Source organism: Pseudomonas sp. MBLB4136 (genome assembly GCF_051904765.1).
Lineage (GTDB): Bacteria > Pseudomonadota > Gammaproteobacteria > Pseudomonadales > Pseudomonadaceae > Aquipseudomonas.
The window spans coordinates 1951809-1968724 of sequence record NZ_CP196713.1; the positions used below are offsets into that span (position 1 = coordinate 1951809).

The 16916-nt window shown below is 66.4% G+C and carries 16 protein-coding genes; all 16 read left to right on the forward strand.

The window, feature by feature from the left end:
- The first annotated feature begins 73 nt into the window (after window positions 1-73).
- The 16 genes from ACSX1D_RS09050 to ACSX1D_RS09125 all read left to right on the forward strand — a co-directional run bounded on the left by ACSX1D_RS09050 (window position 74) and on the right by ACSX1D_RS09125 (window position 16611).
- Entirely contained in the window at window positions 74-1024 is a 951-nt protein-coding gene (locus ACSX1D_RS09050) for an AraC family transcriptional regulator (RefSeq protein ID WP_439861915.1), read from the forward strand.
- A 239-nt stretch (window positions 1025-1263) separates the two neighbouring features.
- On the forward strand, window positions 1264-2622 hold the full coding sequence (gene benA / locus ACSX1D_RS09055; protein WP_208709834.1) for a benzoate 1,2-dioxygenase large subunit: 1359 nt from the start codon (window positions 1264-1266) through the stop codon (window positions 2620-2622).
- A complete protein-coding gene (gene benB, locus ACSX1D_RS09060) occupies window positions 2622-3110 on the forward strand; it encodes a benzoate 1,2-dioxygenase small subunit (RefSeq protein WP_439861916.1) in 489 nt (162 codons plus the stop codon). The genes benA and benB overlap by 1 nt, the downstream gene beginning before the upstream one ends.
- A 124-nt stretch (window positions 3111-3234) precedes the next feature.
- On the forward strand, window positions 3235-4245 hold the full coding sequence (gene benC, locus ACSX1D_RS09065) for a benzoate 1,2-dioxygenase electron transfer component BenC (protein ID WP_208709837.1): 1011 nt from the start codon (window positions 3235-3237) through the stop codon (window positions 4243-4245).
- A 179-nt stretch (window positions 4246-4424) separates the two neighbouring features.
- A complete protein-coding gene (locus tag ACSX1D_RS09070; protein WP_439861917.1) occupies window positions 4425-5189 on the forward strand; it encodes a 1,6-dihydroxycyclohexa-2,4-diene-1-carboxylate dehydrogenase in 765 nt (254 codons plus the stop codon).
- Between the two features lie 73 nt (window positions 5190-5262).
- On the forward strand, window positions 5263-6603 hold the full coding sequence (locus tag ACSX1D_RS09075) for an MFS transporter (RefSeq protein ID WP_439861918.1): 1341 nt from the start codon (window positions 5263-5265) through the stop codon (window positions 6601-6603).
- Window positions 6604-6629: 26 nt separating this feature from the next.
- Window positions 6630-7751, forward strand: coding sequence for a muconate cycloisomerase family protein (locus tag ACSX1D_RS09080; RefSeq protein WP_439861919.1), 1122 nt, complete (start codon window positions 6630-6632; stop codon window positions 7749-7751).
- 16 nt (window positions 7752-7767) lie between these two features.
- The gene (gene catC, locus ACSX1D_RS09085; RefSeq protein WP_208709845.1) at window positions 7768-8058 is read left to right on the forward strand and encodes a muconolactone Delta-isomerase; all 291 of its coding nucleotides are present in this window, start codon (window positions 7768-7770) and stop codon (window positions 8056-8058) included.
- A gap of 36 nt (window positions 8059-8094) precedes the next feature.
- A complete protein-coding gene (gene catA / locus ACSX1D_RS09090; RefSeq protein WP_439861920.1) occupies window positions 8095-9033 on the forward strand; it encodes a catechol 1,2-dioxygenase in 939 nt (312 codons plus the stop codon).
- A gap of 198 nt (window positions 9034-9231) precedes the next feature.
- Entirely contained in the window at window positions 9232-10446 is a 1215-nt protein-coding gene (locus ACSX1D_RS09095) for a benzoate/H(+) symporter BenE family transporter (protein WP_439861921.1), read from the forward strand.
- A gap of 144 nt (window positions 10447-10590) precedes the next feature.
- Window positions 10591-11880 (forward strand): OprD family porin, encoded by a 1290-nt coding sequence (locus ACSX1D_RS09100; RefSeq protein ID WP_439861922.1) that lies wholly within the window; start codon window positions 10591-10593, stop codon window positions 11878-11880.
- A gap of 87 nt (window positions 11881-11967) precedes the next feature.
- Entirely contained in the window at window positions 11968-13137 is a 1170-nt protein-coding gene (locus ACSX1D_RS09105; protein WP_439861923.1) for an ABC transporter substrate-binding protein, read from the forward strand.
- A gap of 75 nt (window positions 13138-13212) precedes the next feature.
- Window positions 13213-14073, forward strand: a complete 861-nt coding sequence (locus ACSX1D_RS09110) for a branched-chain amino acid ABC transporter permease (protein WP_439861924.1) — start codon at window positions 13213-13215, stop codon at window positions 14071-14073.
- Between the two features lie 26 nt (window positions 14074-14099).
- Complete coding sequence (locus ACSX1D_RS09115) at window positions 14100-15140, forward strand: branched-chain amino acid ABC transporter permease (protein WP_439861925.1); 1041 nt, start codon at window positions 14100-14102, stop codon at window positions 15138-15140.
- Window positions 15137-15895, forward strand: coding sequence for an ABC transporter ATP-binding protein (locus ACSX1D_RS09120; protein ID WP_439861926.1), 759 nt, complete (start codon window positions 15137-15139; stop codon window positions 15893-15895). The genes ACSX1D_RS09115 and ACSX1D_RS09120 overlap by 4 nt, the downstream gene beginning before the upstream one ends.
- Window positions 15895-16611 carry an ABC transporter ATP-binding protein gene (locus tag ACSX1D_RS09125; RefSeq protein WP_439861927.1) on the forward strand — a complete coding sequence of 239 codons (717 nt, stop codon included), beginning with the start codon at window positions 15895-15897 and terminating at the stop codon, window positions 16609-16611. Before ACSX1D_RS09120 ends, ACSX1D_RS09125 begins: the two co-directional genes overlap by 1 nt.
- Window positions 16612-16916: the final 305 nt, after the last annotated feature.

A 16916-nucleotide genomic window follows, 5' to 3' on the forward strand; every position in this document is an offset into this window, starting at 1 on the left:
TCGAATCATGGCAATCGCCGCATGGCTCAGGCGGCGAGGCTGATCATAAAAACTACAATCGGGTACTGCGTGCATGCTGCTTCTGAGTGATAAGAGCATGGTGTTCGACCATGCCGACCCCTATGCCGTGTCGGGTTACGTCAACCAGCACGTGGGCCACCATTGCATCAAGTTGCCGGCCAAAGGTGATCTATCCGCCAGCCTCAGCCACCGCAAGTTCGCCAACCTGGACCTGTGCCGGATCAGCTACGGCGGCAGCGTGCGGGTCACCTCGGAAGCCCTGGAGACCATCTACCACCTGCAGGTACTGCTCAAGGGGCACTGCCTGTGGCGCCATCATCACGACGAGCACTTCCTGGCCCCCGGTGAGTTGCTGCTGATCAACCCCGACGATCCGGTCGACCTGACGTATTCCGAGGACTGCGAGAAGTTCATCGTCAAGTTGCCGGTCAGTCTGTTGCAGGCCGCCTGCGAGGAGCAGCGCTGGAAGTTGCCGCAGCAGGGCATCCACTTCACTCGCAACCTCTACAGCCTGCAGGAATTGGAGAGCCTGACGCGCCTGCTCGGGCTGGTGTGCCTCGAGGCGGAGGCGGACGACAGCGCCCTGCAGGTTCAGGAGCACTACAGCCGCATCATCGCCAGCAAGCTGCTGACCCAGCTCGGCAGCAACCTCAGTCGCGAGCTGCCGTTGCCCCAGGCGGCGCCCTTCGAGCACCTGATCGAGTACATCGAGGCCAACCTCAAGCAGGACATCAGCGCCGAGCACCTGGCCGCCTGCGCGCAGATCAGCCTGCGCTCGCTGTATGCGCTGTTCGAGCGCCACTCCGGCAGTACCCCCAAGCAATACATCCGCGAGCGCAAGCTGGCGCGCATCCACAGTTGCCTGCGCGATCCGAGCTGCCATGTGCGCAGCGTCACCGAGATCGCCCTGGACTACGGTTTCACCCACCTCGGGCGCTTCTCCGAGTGCTACAAGAACAGCTTCGGCGAACTGCCTTCGGACACCCTGCGTCGCCGCGGCTGATGCTCGGCCTGGCGTGCGCTCGCGCCAGCGCCGCCGCTCTTCTCCCTATCCCTTGAAACGCCCCAGAGCCGTTCGCGCACGCGTCGCCGGCGGTTCGCGTGTGCCTGCTCGACTGCGGTTCTAGCCATTTTCTGCAGCCTGCAGAAAACGGATAACGGTCATGCACAAAGCGGATATTGTCCGACAAGCCGGGCTCGTAGCCTTAACACCGTTGAAACAATAACAACGGAGCCACGGCCATGACCCTGGGACTCGAATACCTCAATAGCCTGCTTGAAGAAGACAAGGAAAAGGGCATCTACCGCTGCAAGCGGGAGATGTTCACCGATCCGCGGTTGTTCGATCTGGAGATGAAGCACATCTTCGAGGGCAACTGGCTGTACCTCGCTCACGAGAGCCAGATCCCCGAGAAGAACGACTACCTCACCACCACCATGGGGCGCCAGCCGATCTTCATCGCACGCAACAAGGATGGTGAGCTGAATGCCTTCCTCAACGCCTGCAGCCACCGTGGCGCCATGCTGTGCCGACACAAGACCGGCAACAAGGCTTCCTATACCTGTCCGTTCCATGGCTGGACCTTCAACAACTCCGGCAAGCTGCTCAAGGTCAAGGATCCGAAGGAGGCCGGCTATCCGTCGAGCTTCAATTGCGACGGCTCCCACGACCTGACCAAGGTCGCGCGCTTCGAGTCCTATCGCGGCTTCCTGTTCGGCAGCCTCAATCCCGACGTGCCGCCGCTGGTCGAGCATCTCGGCGAGTCGGCGAAGATCATCGACATGATCGTCGACCAGTCACCGGACGGCCTGGAAGTGCTGCGCGGCTCGAGCAGCTATATCTACGAGGGCAACTGGAAGCTGACCGCCGAGAACGGCGCCGACGGCTACCACGTCAGCTCGGTGCACTGGAACTACGCGGCCACCCAGCAGCAGCGCAAGCAGCGTGAGTCCGGTGAAGAAATCAAGACCATGAGCGCCGGCAGCTGGGCCAAGAACGGTGGTGGTTTCTACTCCTTCGACAAGGGCCACCTGCTGCTCTGGACCCGTTGGGCCAACCCCGAGGATCGCCCGCTGTACGAGCGCCGCGACGAGCTGGCCGGCGAGTTCGGCCAGGCCCGGGCCAACTGGATGATCGAGAACTCGCGCAATCTGTGCCTGTACCCGAACGTCTACCTGATGGACCAGTTCAGCTCGCAGATCCGCATCGCCCGGCCGATCTCCGTGGACAAGACCGAGATCACCATCTACTGCATCGCCCCCAAGGGCGAGAGTGCCGAGGCCCGAGCCAAGCGCATCCGCCAGTACGAGGACTTCTTCAACGTCAGCGGCATGGCCACCCCGGACGATCTGGAGGAGTTCCGCTCCTGCCAGCTGGGCTACCAGGGCAGCCGCGGCTGGAACGACATGTCGCGCGGCGCCGAGCACTGGATCGAGGGCGCCGATCAGGCCGCCGAGGAAATCCAGCTCAAGCCGCTGCTTTCCGGGGTACGCACCGAGGACGAGGGCCTGTTCGTGCTGCAGCACCAGTACTGGCAGCGGACCATGATCGAGGCGCTGCACAAGGAACAAGAGCAACTGATCCACGTGGAGGGTGCGTGATGAGCATTTCCTACGACGCCGTGCGCGACTTCCTCTACCGCGAAGCGCGCTACCTGGACGACAAGGAGTGGGACAGCTGGCTGGAGCTGTATGCGGCGGACGCCAGCTTCTGGATGCCGTCCTGGGACGACAACGATGAGCTGACCGAAGATCCGCAGAGCGAAATCTCGCTGATCTGGTACGGCAACCGTGGCGGTCTGGAGGACCGGGTCTTCCGCATCAAGACCGAGCGCTCCAGCGCAACCATGCCGGACACCCGCACCTCGCACAACATCAGCAACATCGAGATCCTCGAGCAGGCTGACGGGCTGTGCAAGCTGCGCTTCAACTGGCACACCCTGAGCTTCCGCTACAAGACCGTGGACAGCTACTTCGGCACCAGCTTCTACACCCTCGACGTGCGCGGCGACAGCCCGCTGATCAAGGCCAAGAAGGTGGTGTTGAAGAACGACTACGTGCGTCAGGTCATCGACGTCTACCACATCTGATTACCCGTTCGGAGCCGGCGCAGGCGCGCATCTGAGGCAGGGAGGCCGGTTGCCTTCCCGCCAGGGGCGAGCTCGCGCCAAAACGCCCGAAACCGTGTGTAACCACTGCCAAGCGAGGTGTGCCATGAGCCACAAGATCGCACTGAATTTCGAAGACGGGGTCACCCGCTTCATCGATGCCGACGCCAGCGAAACCGTCGCCGACGCCGCCTACCGCCAGGGCATCAATATCCCCCTGGACTGCCGCGACGGTGCCTGTGGCACCTGCAAGTGCTTCGCCGAGGCCGGCCGGTATGAGCTGGGCGAGGACTACGTCGAGGACGCCCTGAGCGAGGAAGAGGCCGAGCAGGGCTACGTGCTGACCTGCCAGATGCGTGCGCAGAGTGACTGCGTGGTTCGTGTGCCGGCGTCGTCGGAGCTGTGCAAGACCCAGCAGGCCAGCTTCGAGGCGGCGATCAGTGCGGTGCGCCAGCTCTCCGACAGCACCATCGCGCTGTCGATCAAGGGCGAGTCGCTGGCCAAGCTGAGCTTCCTGCCGGGCCAGTACGTCAACCTGCAGGTGCCGGGCAGCGAGCAGACCCGCGCCTACTCCTTCAGCACCCTGCAGAAGGATGGCGAGGTCAGCTTCCTGATCCGCAACGTGCCGGGTGGTCTGATGAGCAGCTTCCTCACCGGCCTGGCCAAGGCGGGCGACAGCATGACCCTGGCCGGCCCTCTGGGCAGCTTCTACCTGCGCGAGATCAAGCGACCGCTGCTGTTGCTGGCCGGCGGCACGGGCCTGGCGCCCTTTACCGCGATGCTCGAGAAGATCGCCGAGCAGGGCAGCGCGCATCCGCTGCACCTGATCTACGGAGTGACCAACGACTTCGACCTGGTGGAAATGGACAAGCTCGAGGCCTTCGCCGCGCGCATCCCCAATTTCAGCTTCAGCGCCTGTGTGGCCAATCCGGACAGCAGCTACCCACAGAAGGGCTATGTGACCCAGCACATCGAGCCCAAGCACCTCAACGACGGTGAAGTGGACGTGTACCTGTGCGGTCCGCCGCCGATGGTCGAGGCGGTCAGTCACTACATTCGCGAGCAGGGCATTCAGCCCGCGAACTTCTACTACGAGAAGTTCGCCGCCAGCGCCTGATAGCTCCTTTGGTCCGCCTACTCCGGTAAGCGGGCCTGTTTTATTCGAGAGGGCGGCCGGCCTGGAGCGCATCCGGGCGAAGCCGCCAGCGCAGTCCCGGACATTATCCGGGCTACGGGACTTGAAGCGTCGCGGGCCAGTCCATTGCCCCGGGGGCTTCGTTGAGTGAGGTCGGGACTATGAGCAAGCGTTTTCAAGACAAGGTGGCGGTGATCACCGGCGCCGCCCAGGGCATAGGTCGGCGGGTGGCCGAGCGCATGGCCGAGGAGGGCGCGCGCCTGGTCGTGGTCGACCGTTCCGAGCTGGTCCACGAGCTGGAGGGCATCGGCCCGGTGCTGACTCTGACCGCCGATCTGGAGCAGTTCGACGATTGCCAGCGGGTCATGAAAGCGGCGCTCGAGCATTTCGGCCGCCTGGACATCCTGGTCAACAACGTCGGCGGCACCATCTGGGCCAAGCCGTTCGAGCACTACCGGGCCGAGGAGATCGAGGCCGAGGTGCGCCGTTCGCTGTTCCCCACCCTGTGGTGCTGCCACGCCGCCTTGCCACACATGCTCGAGCAGGGCAGCGGCGCCATCGTCAACGTTTCCTCGATCGCCACCCGTGGCGTCAATCGCGTGCCCTACGGCGCGGCGAAGGGCGGCGTCAATGCGCTGACCGCCTGCCTGGCGTTCGAAACCGCCGAGCGTGGCATCCGCGTCAACGCCACCGCCCCAGGCGGCACCGAGGCGCCGCCGCGTCGTATTCCGCGCAACGCCGCCGAGCCGAGCGAGCAGGAGAAGCGCTGGTACCAGCAGATCGTCGACCAGACCGTGCAGAGCAGCCTGATGAAGCGCTACGGCACCATCGACGAACAGGTCGGCGCGATCCTCTTCCTGGCTTCCGACGAAGCCGCCTACATCACCGGTGTGACCCTGCCGGTGGGCGGTGGCGACCTGGGCTGAGCCCGCTCGCCACCGCCGAGGGATAGACCCGCCAGGACGCACTCGTAGCACAACAACAAAAGAGTCCCGAGCCATGAACAAAATCGACGTCCACGACATCATCGACAACGCGGGCTTCACCCGCTTCCACTGGATGGTCATGGCGCTGTGCGCCCTGCTGCTGATCTTCGACGGCTATGACCTGTTCATCTATGGCGTGGTGCTGCCGACGATCATGCAGGAGTGGGGCCTGACCCCGCTCGAGGCCGGCGCCCTGGGCAGCTATGCGCTGTTCGGCATGATGTTCGGCGCCCTGGCCTTCGGCACCCTGGCCGATCGCATCGGCCGCAAGAAGGGCATCGCCATCTGCTTCGCGCTGTTTTCCAGCGCGACCATCATCAACGGTTTCGCCAGCAACCCGACCGAGTTCGGCATCTGCCGCTTCCTCGCCGGCCTCGGCTGCGGCGGCCTGATGCCCAATGCCGTGGCGCTGATGAACGAGTACGCGCCCAAGCGCCTGCGCAGCACCCTGGTGGCGGTGATGTTCAGCGGCTATTCGCTGGGCGGCATGCTCGCCGCCGGCGTCGGCATTTACATGCTGCCGCGTTTCGGCTGGGAGTCGATGTTCTTCGCGGCCGGCGTGCCGCTGCTGCTGCTGCCGCTGATCCTGTGGAAGCTGCCGGAGTCGGTCGGCTTCCTGGTGCGCCAGGGTCGCCATGCCCAGGCCCGCGCCATCCTGCAGCGGATCGCGCCGGACGTGTCGCTCGCCAATGGCGGCGAGTTGATGATGAGTGAGAACAAGGGCAAGGGCGTGGCCGTGTTCGAGCTGTTCCGTGAGGGCCGCGCACTGCGCACCCTGTGCCTGTGGCTGGCGTTCTTCTGCTGCCTGTTGATGGTCTACGCGCTGAGCTCCTGGTTGCCGAAACTGATGGCCAGCGCCGGCTACAGCCTGGGTTCGAGCCTGTCGTTCCTGCTGGCGCTGAACTTCGGCGGCATGGCCGGCGCCATCCTCGGCGGCTGGCTGGGCGATCGCTTCAACCTGAGCAAGGTGATGGTGGCCTTCTTCATCGCCGCCGCCGTCTCCATCAGCCTGCTCGGCTTCAAGAGCGCGCCCGCGCTGCTCTATCTGCTGATCTTCGTTGCCGGCGCCACCACCATCGGCACGCAGATCCTGCTGTACGCCGCCGCCGCGCAGTTCTACGGCCTGTCGATCCGCTCCACGGGCCTCGGCTGGGCCTCGGGCATCGGCCGCAACGGCGCCATCGTCGGGCCGCTGCTGGGCGGCGCGCTGATGGGCATCAACCTGCCGCTGCAGCTCAACTTCATGGCCTTCGCCGTGCCAGGCGCGGTGGCGGCCGTCGCCATGACCCTGTTCGCCCTCAGCAGCCAGCGCCGCCGCAATGCCGCGCCGGCTGCTGCGGTGGCGGCTTCCTGATCACACCCTGCGGAATCTGAGCCGAAATGAGCCAAGTCCTGATCGAAAGCATCGAGGCGATCATCGTCGATCTGCCGACCATTCGCCCGCACAAGCTGGCGATGCACACCATGCAGAAACAGACCCTGGTGGTGATCCGCCTGCGCTGCGCCGACGGTATCGAAGGCCTAGGCGAGTCCACCACCATCGGTGGCCTGGCCTACGGCAACGAGAGCCCGGAGAGCATCAAGCAGAACATCGACAGCCACCTCGGCCCGCTGCTGATCGGCCAGGACGCGGCCAACATCAACGCCGCCATGCAGCGGTTGGACAAGGCGGCCAAGGGCAACACCTTCGCCAAGTCCGGCCTGGAGAGCGCGCTGCTCGACGCCCAGGGCAAGCGCCTCGGTCTGCCGGTCAGCGAGCTGCTCGGCGGCCGCGTGCGCGACAGCCTGGAAGTGGCCTGGACCCTGGCGTCGGGCGACACCGCCAAGGACATCGCCGAGGCCGAGCAGATGCTCGAGGCGCGCCGCCACCGCATCTTCAAGCTGAAGATCGGCGCCGGCGAGGTCAACCGCGACCTCAAGCACGTGATCGCCATCAAGCAGGCCCTGGGCGACTCGGCCAGCGTGCGGGTCGACGTCAACCAGGCCTGGGACGAGTCGGTGGCCCTGCGCGCCTGCCGCATCCTCGGCGACAACGGCATCGACCTGATCGAGCAGCCCATCGCGCGGATCAACCGTGGCGGGCAGATCCGCCTGAACCAGCGCAGCCCGGCGCCGATCATGGCCGACGAGTCGATCGAGAGCGTCGAGGACGCCTTCAGCCTGGCGGCCGACGGCGCGGCGAGCATCTTCGCCCTGAAGATCGCCAAGAACGGCGGCCCGCGTGCCGTGCTGCGTACCGCGCAGATCGCCGAAAGCGCCGGCATCGCCCTGTACGGCGGGACCATGCTCGAAGGGGCAATCGGCACCCTGGCCTCGGCCCATGCCTTCCTCACCCTGCGTCAGCTGACCTGGCACACCGAGCTGTTCGGCCCGCTGCTGCTGACCGAGGAGATCGTCACCGAGGCGCCGCAGTACCGCGACTTCCACCTGCAGGTGCCGGCGACCCCGGGCCTGGGCCTGACCCTGGACGAAGAGCGCCTGGCGTTCTTCCGCCGTCCCTAACGAGGAGATCGATCCCATGCTGTTCCACGTGAAGATGACCGTAAGACTGCCGGCGGACATGGACCCGGCCCGCGCCACCCAGCTCAAGGCCGACGAGAAGGAACTGGCCCAGCGTCTGCAGCGCGAGGGCAAGTGGCGCCACCTGTGGCGCATAGCCGGGCACTACGCCAACTACAGCGTGTTCGACCTGGAGAGCGTCGAGGCGCTGCACGACACCCTGATGCAGCTGCCGCTGTTTCCCTACATGGATATCGAGATCGACGGCCTGTGCCGCCATCCCTCGTCGATCCATTCCGACGACCGCTAAGCCCGGCGCCATAACAACAACGCGAGGTTAACCGTCATGACTATCAAGATTTCCCACACTGCCGAGATCCAGAAGTTCTTCGAAGAGGCCGCCGGCCTCACTAACGACCAAGGCAGCCCGCGGGTCAAGCAGATCATGCTGCGCATCATCAACGACGCCGCGAAGATCATCGAAGACCTGCAGGTAAGCGACGACGAGTTCTGGACCGCCGTCGACTACCTCAACCGCCTGGGCGCACGCAGCGAGTTCGGCCTGCTGGTGCCGGGCCTGGGCCTGGAGCACTTCCTCGACCTGCTGCAGGATGCCAAGGACGCCGAGGCCGGCCTCACCGGCGGTACCCCGCGGACCATCGAGGGCCCGCTGTACGTGGCCGGCGCGCCGATCTGCGAGGGCGAGGCACGGATGGACGACGGCAGCGAACTGGCCGAGGCCACGGTGATGTTCCTCGAGGGCGTGGTGCGCGACACCGACGGCCAGCCCGTGGCCGGCGCGGTGGTCGACCTGTGGCACGCCAACACCAAGGGCAACTACTCCTTCTTCGACAAGAGCCAGAGCGAGTACAACCTGCGCCGGCGCATCGTCACCGACGCCGAAGGCCGCTATCGCGCGCGCAGCATCGTGCCGAGCGGCTACGGCTGCGCCCCGGACGGCCCGACCCAGGAATGCCTGGACCTGCTCGGCCGCCACGGCCAGCGTCCGGCGCATATCCACTTCTTCGTCTCGGCGCCGGGCCACCGCCACCTGACCACCCAGATCAACCTGGATGGCGATAAGTACCTGTGGGACGACTTCGCCTACGCCACCCGCGAGGGTCTGGTCGGCAAGCTGCGCTTCGTCGAGGACGCCGCCGCGGCCGAGGCCCGTGGCGTGCAGGGTCGCTTCGCCGAACTGGTGTTCGACTTCGAGGTGCAGAAGGCGCCGGCGCCGGCCGCCGAGCTGCGCAGCCAGCGACCGCGGGCCCTGCAGGACGCCTGAGTGCGTAGGGGGCGCCGCGCGCACCATTGAGGCCGCGTGCGGCTGGCAGGGTGCGCATGGCGCACCCTACGGCAACTCCTGGAACCAAGGGTGGATGGCCACAGCGTCATCCACCCGAGGGTTCCCGCTTCACCCACAACAACAGCGATCCGGGCTTCTGGTCACGGATGGCGAGCTGCACCCTGACGACGAGGTCTTATGAAAACCTTGTTCCACGATTTCTCGCTGTCTGCCCTGGTGGCAGGCTGCATCGCCACGCTGATTTCCTACGCCGGGCCCCTGGTGATCATCTTCCAGGCGGCCGACAGCGCCGGCCTGTCCCATGCCGTGTTGTCGTCCTGGGTCTGGGCCATCTCCATCGGCAGCGCCGTGCTCGGCATCGGCCTGAGCCTGCGCTACCGGGTGCCGCTGGTCATCGCCTGGTCGGCTCCGGGCTCGGCGCTGCTGGTCACACTGCTGCCGCAGATCAGCCTGAACGAGGCGATCGGCGCCTACCTGGTGGCCAACCTGATCATCCTCCTGGTCGGCCTGTCCGGCGCCTTCGACCGCATCATCGGCCGCCTGCCGGCGGCGATCTCCGCGGCCATGCTGGCCGGCATCCTGTTCAGCTTCGGCACCGGCCTGTTCGTCTCGCTGAAGAGCCAGCCCGTGCTGGTGCTGGCGATGTTCGCCACCTACCTGATCTGCAAGCGCCTGCTGCCACGCTACGCGGTGATGGCGGTGCTGCTGGTCGGCGGCCTGGTCGCCTTCGCCAATGGCCAACTGCATGGCGAGGCGCTGGTGATCGGCCTGGCCGTGCCGGTGTGGATCACCCCGGAGTTCAGCCTGGCGGCGATCCTGAATATCGCCTTGCCGCTGGTGATGGTGGCGCTGACCGGGCAGTTCGTGCCCGGCATGGCGGTGCTGCGCAACGCCGGCTACCAGACCCCGGCCAGCCCGATAATCAACGCCAGCGCCACAGCCAGTCTGCTGCTGGCGCCATTCGGCTGCCACGGCCTGAACCTGGCGGCCATCACCGCGGCCATCTGCACCGGCCGCGAAGCCCATGAAGACCCGCGCAAACGCTACGTGGCCGGCGTCGCCGGCGGCCTGTGCTACCTGCTGCTGGGCCTGTTCGGCGCGACCCTGGTGTCGCTGTTCAGCGCCTTGCCCAAAGAGCTGATCGCCGCGCTGGCCGGGCTGGCGCTGTTCGGCGCCATCGCCGGTGCCCTGGCCAGCGCCATGGCGGTGCCGGAGGACCGCGAAGCGGCGCTGATCACCTTCCTGGTGACGGCCTCGGGCATGTCCCTGCTCGGTCTGTCGGCCGCCTTCTGGGGGCTGATCTTCGGTATCGCCGCCCATCTGCTGCTCGGCGCGCGGCGCCGCGAGCGGCGCCGGAGCGAGCCACTCGGCGAACGGGAGGTGGCGCGCTAGGCCGGCCGTTCCATCGGTTATTGCCGCCTTGCCTGGGGGATACCGGGGCGGGGCGGGGGTAAGACCACCCGCTTGCGTTGCCGCGCCGCATGGCCGGCAAGGGTGGAAGTCAACACCACGACAACAACTACAAAGAGTGAAACGATGATGCAATCAAAGCGTGTACCCCGCGTATTGCGGGCCCCCCTGTCCCTGGCCGTCGCCCTGGCCATGCCCGCCAGTCTGATGGCGGCCGAAGGCGGTTTCGTCGAGGACAGCAGCGCCACCCTCACGGCGCGCAACTACTACTTCAGTCGCGACTACTCGGACATCGTCGGGCCGAACCAGCAGTCCAAGGCCGAGGAGTGGGCCCAGGGCTTCATCCTCAACTTCAAGTCCGGCTATACCCCGGGCACCGTCGGCTTCGGCGTCGATGCCGTGGGCCTGCTCGGCCTCAAGCTCGACAGCAGCCCGGACCGGATCAATACCGGCCTGCTGCCGGTGACTGACGAGGGCAGGGCGGCCGAAGAGTACAGCCGCCTGGGCGCGGCGCTGAAGGTCAAGGTTTCGAAGACCGAGCTGAGGATCGGCGAGCAGCAGTTGATGCTGCCGGTGCTCTACTTCGGCGATATCCGCCTGCTGCCGCCGACCTACCAGGGCGCCAGCCTGGTCTCCAGCGAGATCGCCGGCTTGACCCTGCAGGCCGGCCAGCTGCGTTCCACCAGCCTGCGCAACGAAGCGGGCGACGGGGAGCTCGGCGCCATGGTGGGATTCGTCCCGCGGCGCCAGGCCGGTCAGTTGATCACCACCGACCGTTTCAACTACGGCGGCGCCGATTACGCCTTCAACCAAGGCCGCACCTCGGTCGGCGCCTGGTACTCCCAGCTGCAGGACCTCTACAACCAGCGCTACTTCAGCCTCAAGCACAGCGAGCCGGTGGGCGACTGGGTGCTCGGCGCCAACCTCGGCTATTTCGACTCGGCCGAGGACGGCGAGCAGTTGATCGGCCAGCTGGACAACCAGGCGGCGTATTCGCTGCTGTCGGCCAAGTACGGCGCCCACACCTTCTACCTCGGCTATCAGGCGATGTTCGGTGACCACGGCCTGCCGCGGGTGTTCGCCAACGTCAGCCCGCTGGGCAACGAGGTGCCGACCTACGCCTTCGACGCGGCCGACGAACGCTCCTGGCAGGTCCGCTACGACTACGATTTCGCCACCATGGGCATGCCCGGTCTGGTCGCCGGGGTGCGCTACATCCAGGGCGACAACGTCGACACCGGCCGTGGCTTCGAGGGCAAGGAGTGGGAGCGCGACCTGGACATCGGCTACGTGGTGCAGAGCGGTTCGCTCAAGGGCCTGAACGTCAAGGTGCGCAACGTCACCGCGCGCTCCAACTACCGCACCGACGTCGACGAGAACCGGCTGATCTTCAATTACACCTGGAACCTGCTCTAAGCCCCTGGCCGCTCTGGCCCGGGCGCCAGAGCGGCGCGGCGGAGATATGCGACACCTCCCATAAACCCGCATCAATGGATAACCACGATGAACAACTACAAGAAAATCGGTATCACCCTCAGCTCCGCCGCCCTGACCCTGGCCCTGGGTGCCAGCGTACAGGCGGCGGAACCGGTCAAGGTCGGCTTGTTGCTGCCCTATACCGGCACCTATGCGGCCCTCGGTGAGGCCATCACCAACGGCGTGAAGATGGCCATCGAAGAGCAGGGCGGGTCGCTCGGCGGGCGTGCCGTGGAATATGTCAGCGTCGACAGCGAGGCCGACCCGGGCAAGGCCGTGCCGAACATGCAGAAGCTGGTCGATGGCGCCAAGGTCGACGTGGTGGTGGGCCCGGTGCACTCGGGTGTCGGCATGGGCGCGGTCAAGGTGGCCCGCGAAAGCGGCGTGCCGCTGATCATCCCCAACGCCGGCTTCAACGCCGCCACCGGTCCGCTGTGTGCGCCGAACATCTTCCGCACCTCCTTCACCTCCTGGCAGACCGCCTACCCGATGGGCCAGGTAGCCGCCGACAAGGGCTACAAGAACATCGTCACAGTGGCCTGGCGCTACGGCTTCGGCACCGAGTCGGTGGACGGCTTCAAGGAGGGCTTCGAGAAGGCCGGCGGCCGTGTCAGCAAGGAGATCTACGTACCGTTCCCGGATGTGGAGTTCCAGTCGCAGCTGACCGAGATCGCCGCGCTCAAACCGGATGCGGTATTCGTCTTCTTCGCCGGCGGCGGCGCCGCCAAGTTCGTCCAGGACTACGCCGCCGCCGGGCTGCAGGGCAAGATCCCGCTGCTCGGCTCGGGCTTCCTCACCGAGGGCACCCTGGCGGCCCAGGGCCAGGCGGCCGAAGGCCTGCTGACCACGCTGCACTATGCCGACAGCCTGGACACCGAGCGCAACCGCAGCTTCCGCGAGCAGTACCGCCAGCGCTTCGGCAAGGAGGCGGACGTCTATGCGGTGCAGGGCTACGACAGCGGCCTGCTGCTGGCCCAGTCGCTGCAGAAGGTCGCCGGTAACACCACCGATCGTGCGGCCTGGATCGGCGCGATGAGCCAGGCGCGCATCGACAGCCCGCGTGGCGAGTGGACCTTCTCCAAGGCCCACAACCCGGTGCAGAACGTCTACCTGCGCGAGGTGAAAGGCGGCGTCAACCAGGTGGCCGGTATCGCGGCCGCAGACCTGGCTGATCCGGCACCGGGCTGCAAGCTCTAGCCAGCCCTGCGGCACCCGGCCCCGCGCACCCTGGGTGCGCGGGGCCGGCCCACTCGTCTACGCCAGGTATTCCCGATGGATTTTCCTACAGTTCTGATCCAGACCATGAACGGTCTGCAGTACGGCCTGCTGCTGTTTCTCATCGCCAGCGGCCTGACCCTGATCTTCGGCATCATGCACATCATCAATCTGGCCCACGGCGCCCTCTACATGGTCGGCGCCTACCTGGCCTTCTGGTTGACCGCGCTGACCGGCAACCTGTTTCTCGCCATCCTCCTCGGCCTGCCACTGGCGGCCCTGCTCGGGGTGCTGATCGAGCGCTTCCTGATCCAGGCGCTGTATAGCCGCGACCATCTCGACCAGGTGCTGATGACCTTTGGCCTGATCCTGGTGATCGACTCGTTGCGCAGCAACGCCTGGGGCAACGACGTCCACAGCGTGGCCATTCCGGCGCTGCTGGAAGGCTCGGTACGGCTCACCGAGACCCTCGAGTACCCGGTCTACCGGCTGTTCGTCTCCGCCGTCTGCGGGCTGATCGCCCTGGCCATGTACCTGGTCCTGCAGCGCACCCGCCTGGGCATCATCATCCGTGGCGGCGCCAGCAACCGCGAGATGGTCCAGGGCCTGGGGATCAATATCCGCGTCGTCTACACCCTGGTATTCGCCGCCGGCACGGCGCTTACCGCGTTCGCCGGGATGATCGCCGCACCGGTGTCCTCGGTGTACCCGGGCATGGGCAACCAGATCCTCATCATCGCCTTCGTGGTGGTGGTGATCGGCGGCCTGGGCTCGATTCGTGGCGCCTTCTTCGCCGCGCTGCTGGTCGGTCTGACCGCAACCTGGGGAGCGGTGCTGGCACCGCAATACGCGGGCATGGCGATCTACCTGCTGATGGCCGTCGTGCTGCTGTTCAAACCTCGCGGGCTGTTCGCCTGACACCTGCCCCTCGGAGGAAACGCCCCATGCGTCCCTTACCCCCAAGTATCCGTTACCTGCTGCTGGTGCTGGTTCTGCTGCTGGCCGGCTTTCCGCTGTTCGGCGAAAGCCTCAGCGGCGAGCAGCACGGCTTCCACCTGCAGCAACTGACCCACATCATGATCCTCGCCCTGGTGGCCCTCAGCCTCGACCTGCTGGTCGGCGTGACCGGCATGGTCAGCCTGGCCCAGGCGGCTTTCTTCGGCATCGCCGGCTACAGCCTGGTGCTGTTCGCCCCGGAGTACGAGGCGGTCAGTTTCTGGCTGGCGCTGCCCCTGTGCCTGGGCGTCAGCGCCGCCGCCGCGCTGCTGATGGGCCTGCTGATCATCCGCACCTCGGGCATCTTCTTCATCATGGCGACCATCGCCTTCTCGCAGATGCTCTATTACCTGTTCCACGATGCCTCCTTCGCCGGCGGCTCGGATGGCATCTACCTGTTCCTCAAGCCCGAAGTGGCGATCGCCGGCGTACAGCTGCTGGATCTGGAGAATCCGCGCAGCCTGTTCTACCTGGTACTGGGTTCTCTGGTGCTGGTCTACCTGCTGCTGCGTACCTTCCTGCGCGCGCCGTTCGGCCGGGTGCTGCTGGGCATCAAGAGCAACGAGGAACGGGTTCGCTCCATGGGCTACAACCCGCTGTTCTACAAGCTGGTGGCCTTCGTCATCGCCGGTACCATCGCCGGCTACGCCGGCATGCTCTCGGCCACCCAGTACGGCTTCGTCAGCCCCAGCCAGGTCAGCTGGCAGCTCTCGGCCCACGCCCTGGTGATGGTCATCCTCGGCGGCATGGGTAGCCTGTTCGGCCCCATTCTCGGCGCCTTCGCCTTCGAGGGCCTGCATCAGCTGTTCGCCGGCCTGACGCCGCACTGGGAGCTGCCCATGGGCCTGGTGATCATCGCCATGGTGCTGTTGCTGCCGCGCGGTATCGCCGGTCTGCTGCTGCAACTCGCTAGCCGGCGCCAGGCCGCGGTCGCCGACGCGACCACCCCACCCACCGACGAGACGCACAAGAAGGAGGCCGGCGTATGACTGTCCCTGTTCTGCAAACCCGCGGACTGAGCAAGGCGTTCGGCGGCCTGCACGCGGTCAACGACATCTCCCTGAGCGTGGCGCCTTGCGAGGTGCACGCGATCATCGGTCCCAACGGCGCCGGCAAGAGCACCATGGTCAACCTGCTGTCCGGCCATCTGCAGCCCAGCGCCGGGCAGATCCTCTTTCACGGCCGCGACATCACCGGCCTGGCGCCCAACCGGGTATCGCACCTGGGCATCGGCCGCAGCTTCCAGCGCACCAATATCTTCCCCAGCTTCACCTGCCTGGAGAACTGCTGGCTGGCGGCGCAGTCGCGCTTGAAGAACTCCTTCCGCTTCTTCCGCCGCTGCGAGGCCTATGCCGAGGTGCGCGAGCGCGCCGAGCGGGCGCTGGAACTGTGCGGCCTGGCCCGGCACCGCGACACCCTGGCCGATGCCCTGAGCTACGGCGAGCAGCGCCAGCTGGAGATCGGCATGGTGCTGGCCACCGAACCGAGCTTCCTGCTGCTCGACGAGCCCATGGCCGGCATGGGCAAGGACGAGTCGGCGCGGGTGGTCGAGCTGCTGGCCAGCCTGTCCAAGCAGTACGCCATGGTGCTGGTCGAGCACGACATGGACGCGGTGTTCAGCATCGCCCAGCGCCTGACGGTGATGGTCAACGGCGAGATGCTGGCCAGCGGGCCGCTGGAGCAGGTGCGCAACGATCCGGCGGTACAGCAGGCCTATCTGGGCGACGGCGAGGAGCAATTCTGATGAGCACACAAGCCCTGGTGCAGGCCACCGGCCTGCACACCTACTACGGCAACAGCCATGTCCTGCATGGCGTCGACCTGCATATCCAGCCAGGCGAGACCCTGGCGCTGATGGGCCGCAACGGCATGGGCAAGAGCACCACCATCCGCTCGCTGCTCGGCCTGACCCCGGCACGTCGCGGCGAGGTGCTGATCCGCGGCGAACACTGCAGCGGCCGCGCCACCCACCAGATCATCCGCCGCGGCATCGGCTACGTGCCGGAGGGCAGGGGCATGTTCCCCAACCTGAGCGTGCGCGAGAGCCTGATCATGGCCGCCCGCCCGGGGCTGGACGGGCGCCGCGACTGGGACCTGGAGCGGGTGCTGGAGACCTTCCCGCGTCTGGCCGAGCGCATCAAGCACCTGACCGGCAACCTCTCCGGTGGTGAGCAGCAGATGGTGGCGATCGGTCGCGCGCTGATGACCAACCCCGAGCTGATGATCCTCGACGAGGCCACCGAGGGCCTGGCGCCGCTGATCCGCAAGGAGATCTGGCAGGTCATCCGCCTGATCAAGGCCAGCGGCATCGCCACCCTGGTGGTGGACAAGAACGTCAACGTGCTGCTCGACCTCACCGACCGCAGCATGATCATGGTCAAGGGGCGGGTGGTCTACGACGGCGCCAGCGCCGAGCTGAAGTGCCAGCCACAGATTCTGCAGGAGCATATCGGCCTATGAGTTCAGTGAATCCATCGATGAGCCGGGTCGACCGCGAGCCCCGCCAGGGGCGGCTCAAGTCCCTGGCGGCGTTGCTGCAGCTGACCGCGGCGCTGGCCGCCGCCGGCCTGCTGCTGGACAGCAACCTGCATGGCCCGCTGGCCGCCTGGGTGCTGGTCAGCCTGGTCTTGGCCGGGCTGCTGTACCACAGGCTGCCGCCGGCCCTGGTCGAAGTGCAGGTGCCGGCGCCACCCGCGCCGGCCGCCGAGCCGGAGGCGCCGTTATTGCCGCCGGCGCCCGTTGCCGAGCAGCCGGCCGATCCGGGC

What these genes read in the sequence shown, in the direction of transcription:
- ACSX1D_RS09050 (WP_439861915.1), top strand. Translation starts at nt 74, where the DNA reads ATGCTGCTTCTGAGTGATAAGAGCATGGTGTTCGACCATGCCGACCCC.
- benA (WP_208709834.1), top strand. Translation starts at nt 1,264, where the DNA reads ATGACCCTGGGACTCGAATACCTCAATAGCCTGCTTGAAGAAGACAAG.
- benB (WP_439861916.1), top strand. Translation starts at nt 2,622, where the DNA reads ATGAGCATTTCCTACGACGCCGTGCGCGACTTCCTCTACCGCGAAGCG.
- benC (WP_208709837.1), top strand. Translation starts at nt 3,235, where the DNA reads ATGAGCCACAAGATCGCACTGAATTTCGAAGACGGGGTCACCCGCTTC.
- ACSX1D_RS09070 (WP_439861917.1), top strand. Translation starts at nt 4,425, where the DNA reads ATGAGCAAGCGTTTTCAAGACAAGGTGGCGGTGATCACCGGCGCCGCC.
- ACSX1D_RS09075 (WP_439861918.1), top strand. Translation starts at nt 5,263, where the DNA reads ATGAACAAAATCGACGTCCACGACATCATCGACAACGCGGGCTTCACC.
- ACSX1D_RS09080 (WP_439861919.1), top strand. Translation starts at nt 6,630, where the DNA reads ATGAGCCAAGTCCTGATCGAAAGCATCGAGGCGATCATCGTCGATCTG.
- catC (WP_208709845.1), top strand. Translation starts at nt 7,768, where the DNA reads ATGCTGTTCCACGTGAAGATGACCGTAAGACTGCCGGCGGACATGGAC.
- catA (WP_439861920.1), top strand. Translation starts at nt 8,095, where the DNA reads ATGACTATCAAGATTTCCCACACTGCCGAGATCCAGAAGTTCTTCGAA.
- ACSX1D_RS09095 (WP_439861921.1), top strand. Translation starts at nt 9,232, where the DNA reads ATGAAAACCTTGTTCCACGATTTCTCGCTGTCTGCCCTGGTGGCAGGC.
- ACSX1D_RS09100 (WP_439861922.1), top strand. Translation starts at nt 10,591, where the DNA reads ATGATGCAATCAAAGCGTGTACCCCGCGTATTGCGGGCCCCCCTGTCC.
- ACSX1D_RS09105 (WP_439861923.1), top strand. Translation starts at nt 11,968, where the DNA reads ATGAACAACTACAAGAAAATCGGTATCACCCTCAGCTCCGCCGCCCTG.
- ACSX1D_RS09110 (WP_439861924.1), top strand. Translation starts at nt 13,213, where the DNA reads ATGGATTTTCCTACAGTTCTGATCCAGACCATGAACGGTCTGCAGTAC.
- ACSX1D_RS09115 (WP_439861925.1), top strand. Translation starts at nt 14,100, where the DNA reads ATGCGTCCCTTACCCCCAAGTATCCGTTACCTGCTGCTGGTGCTGGTT.
- ACSX1D_RS09120 (WP_439861926.1), top strand. Translation starts at nt 15,137, where the DNA reads ATGACTGTCCCTGTTCTGCAAACCCGCGGACTGAGCAAGGCGTTCGGC.
- ACSX1D_RS09125 (WP_439861927.1), top strand. Translation starts at nt 15,895, where the DNA reads ATGAGCACACAAGCCCTGGTGCAGGCCACCGGCCTGCACACCTACTAC.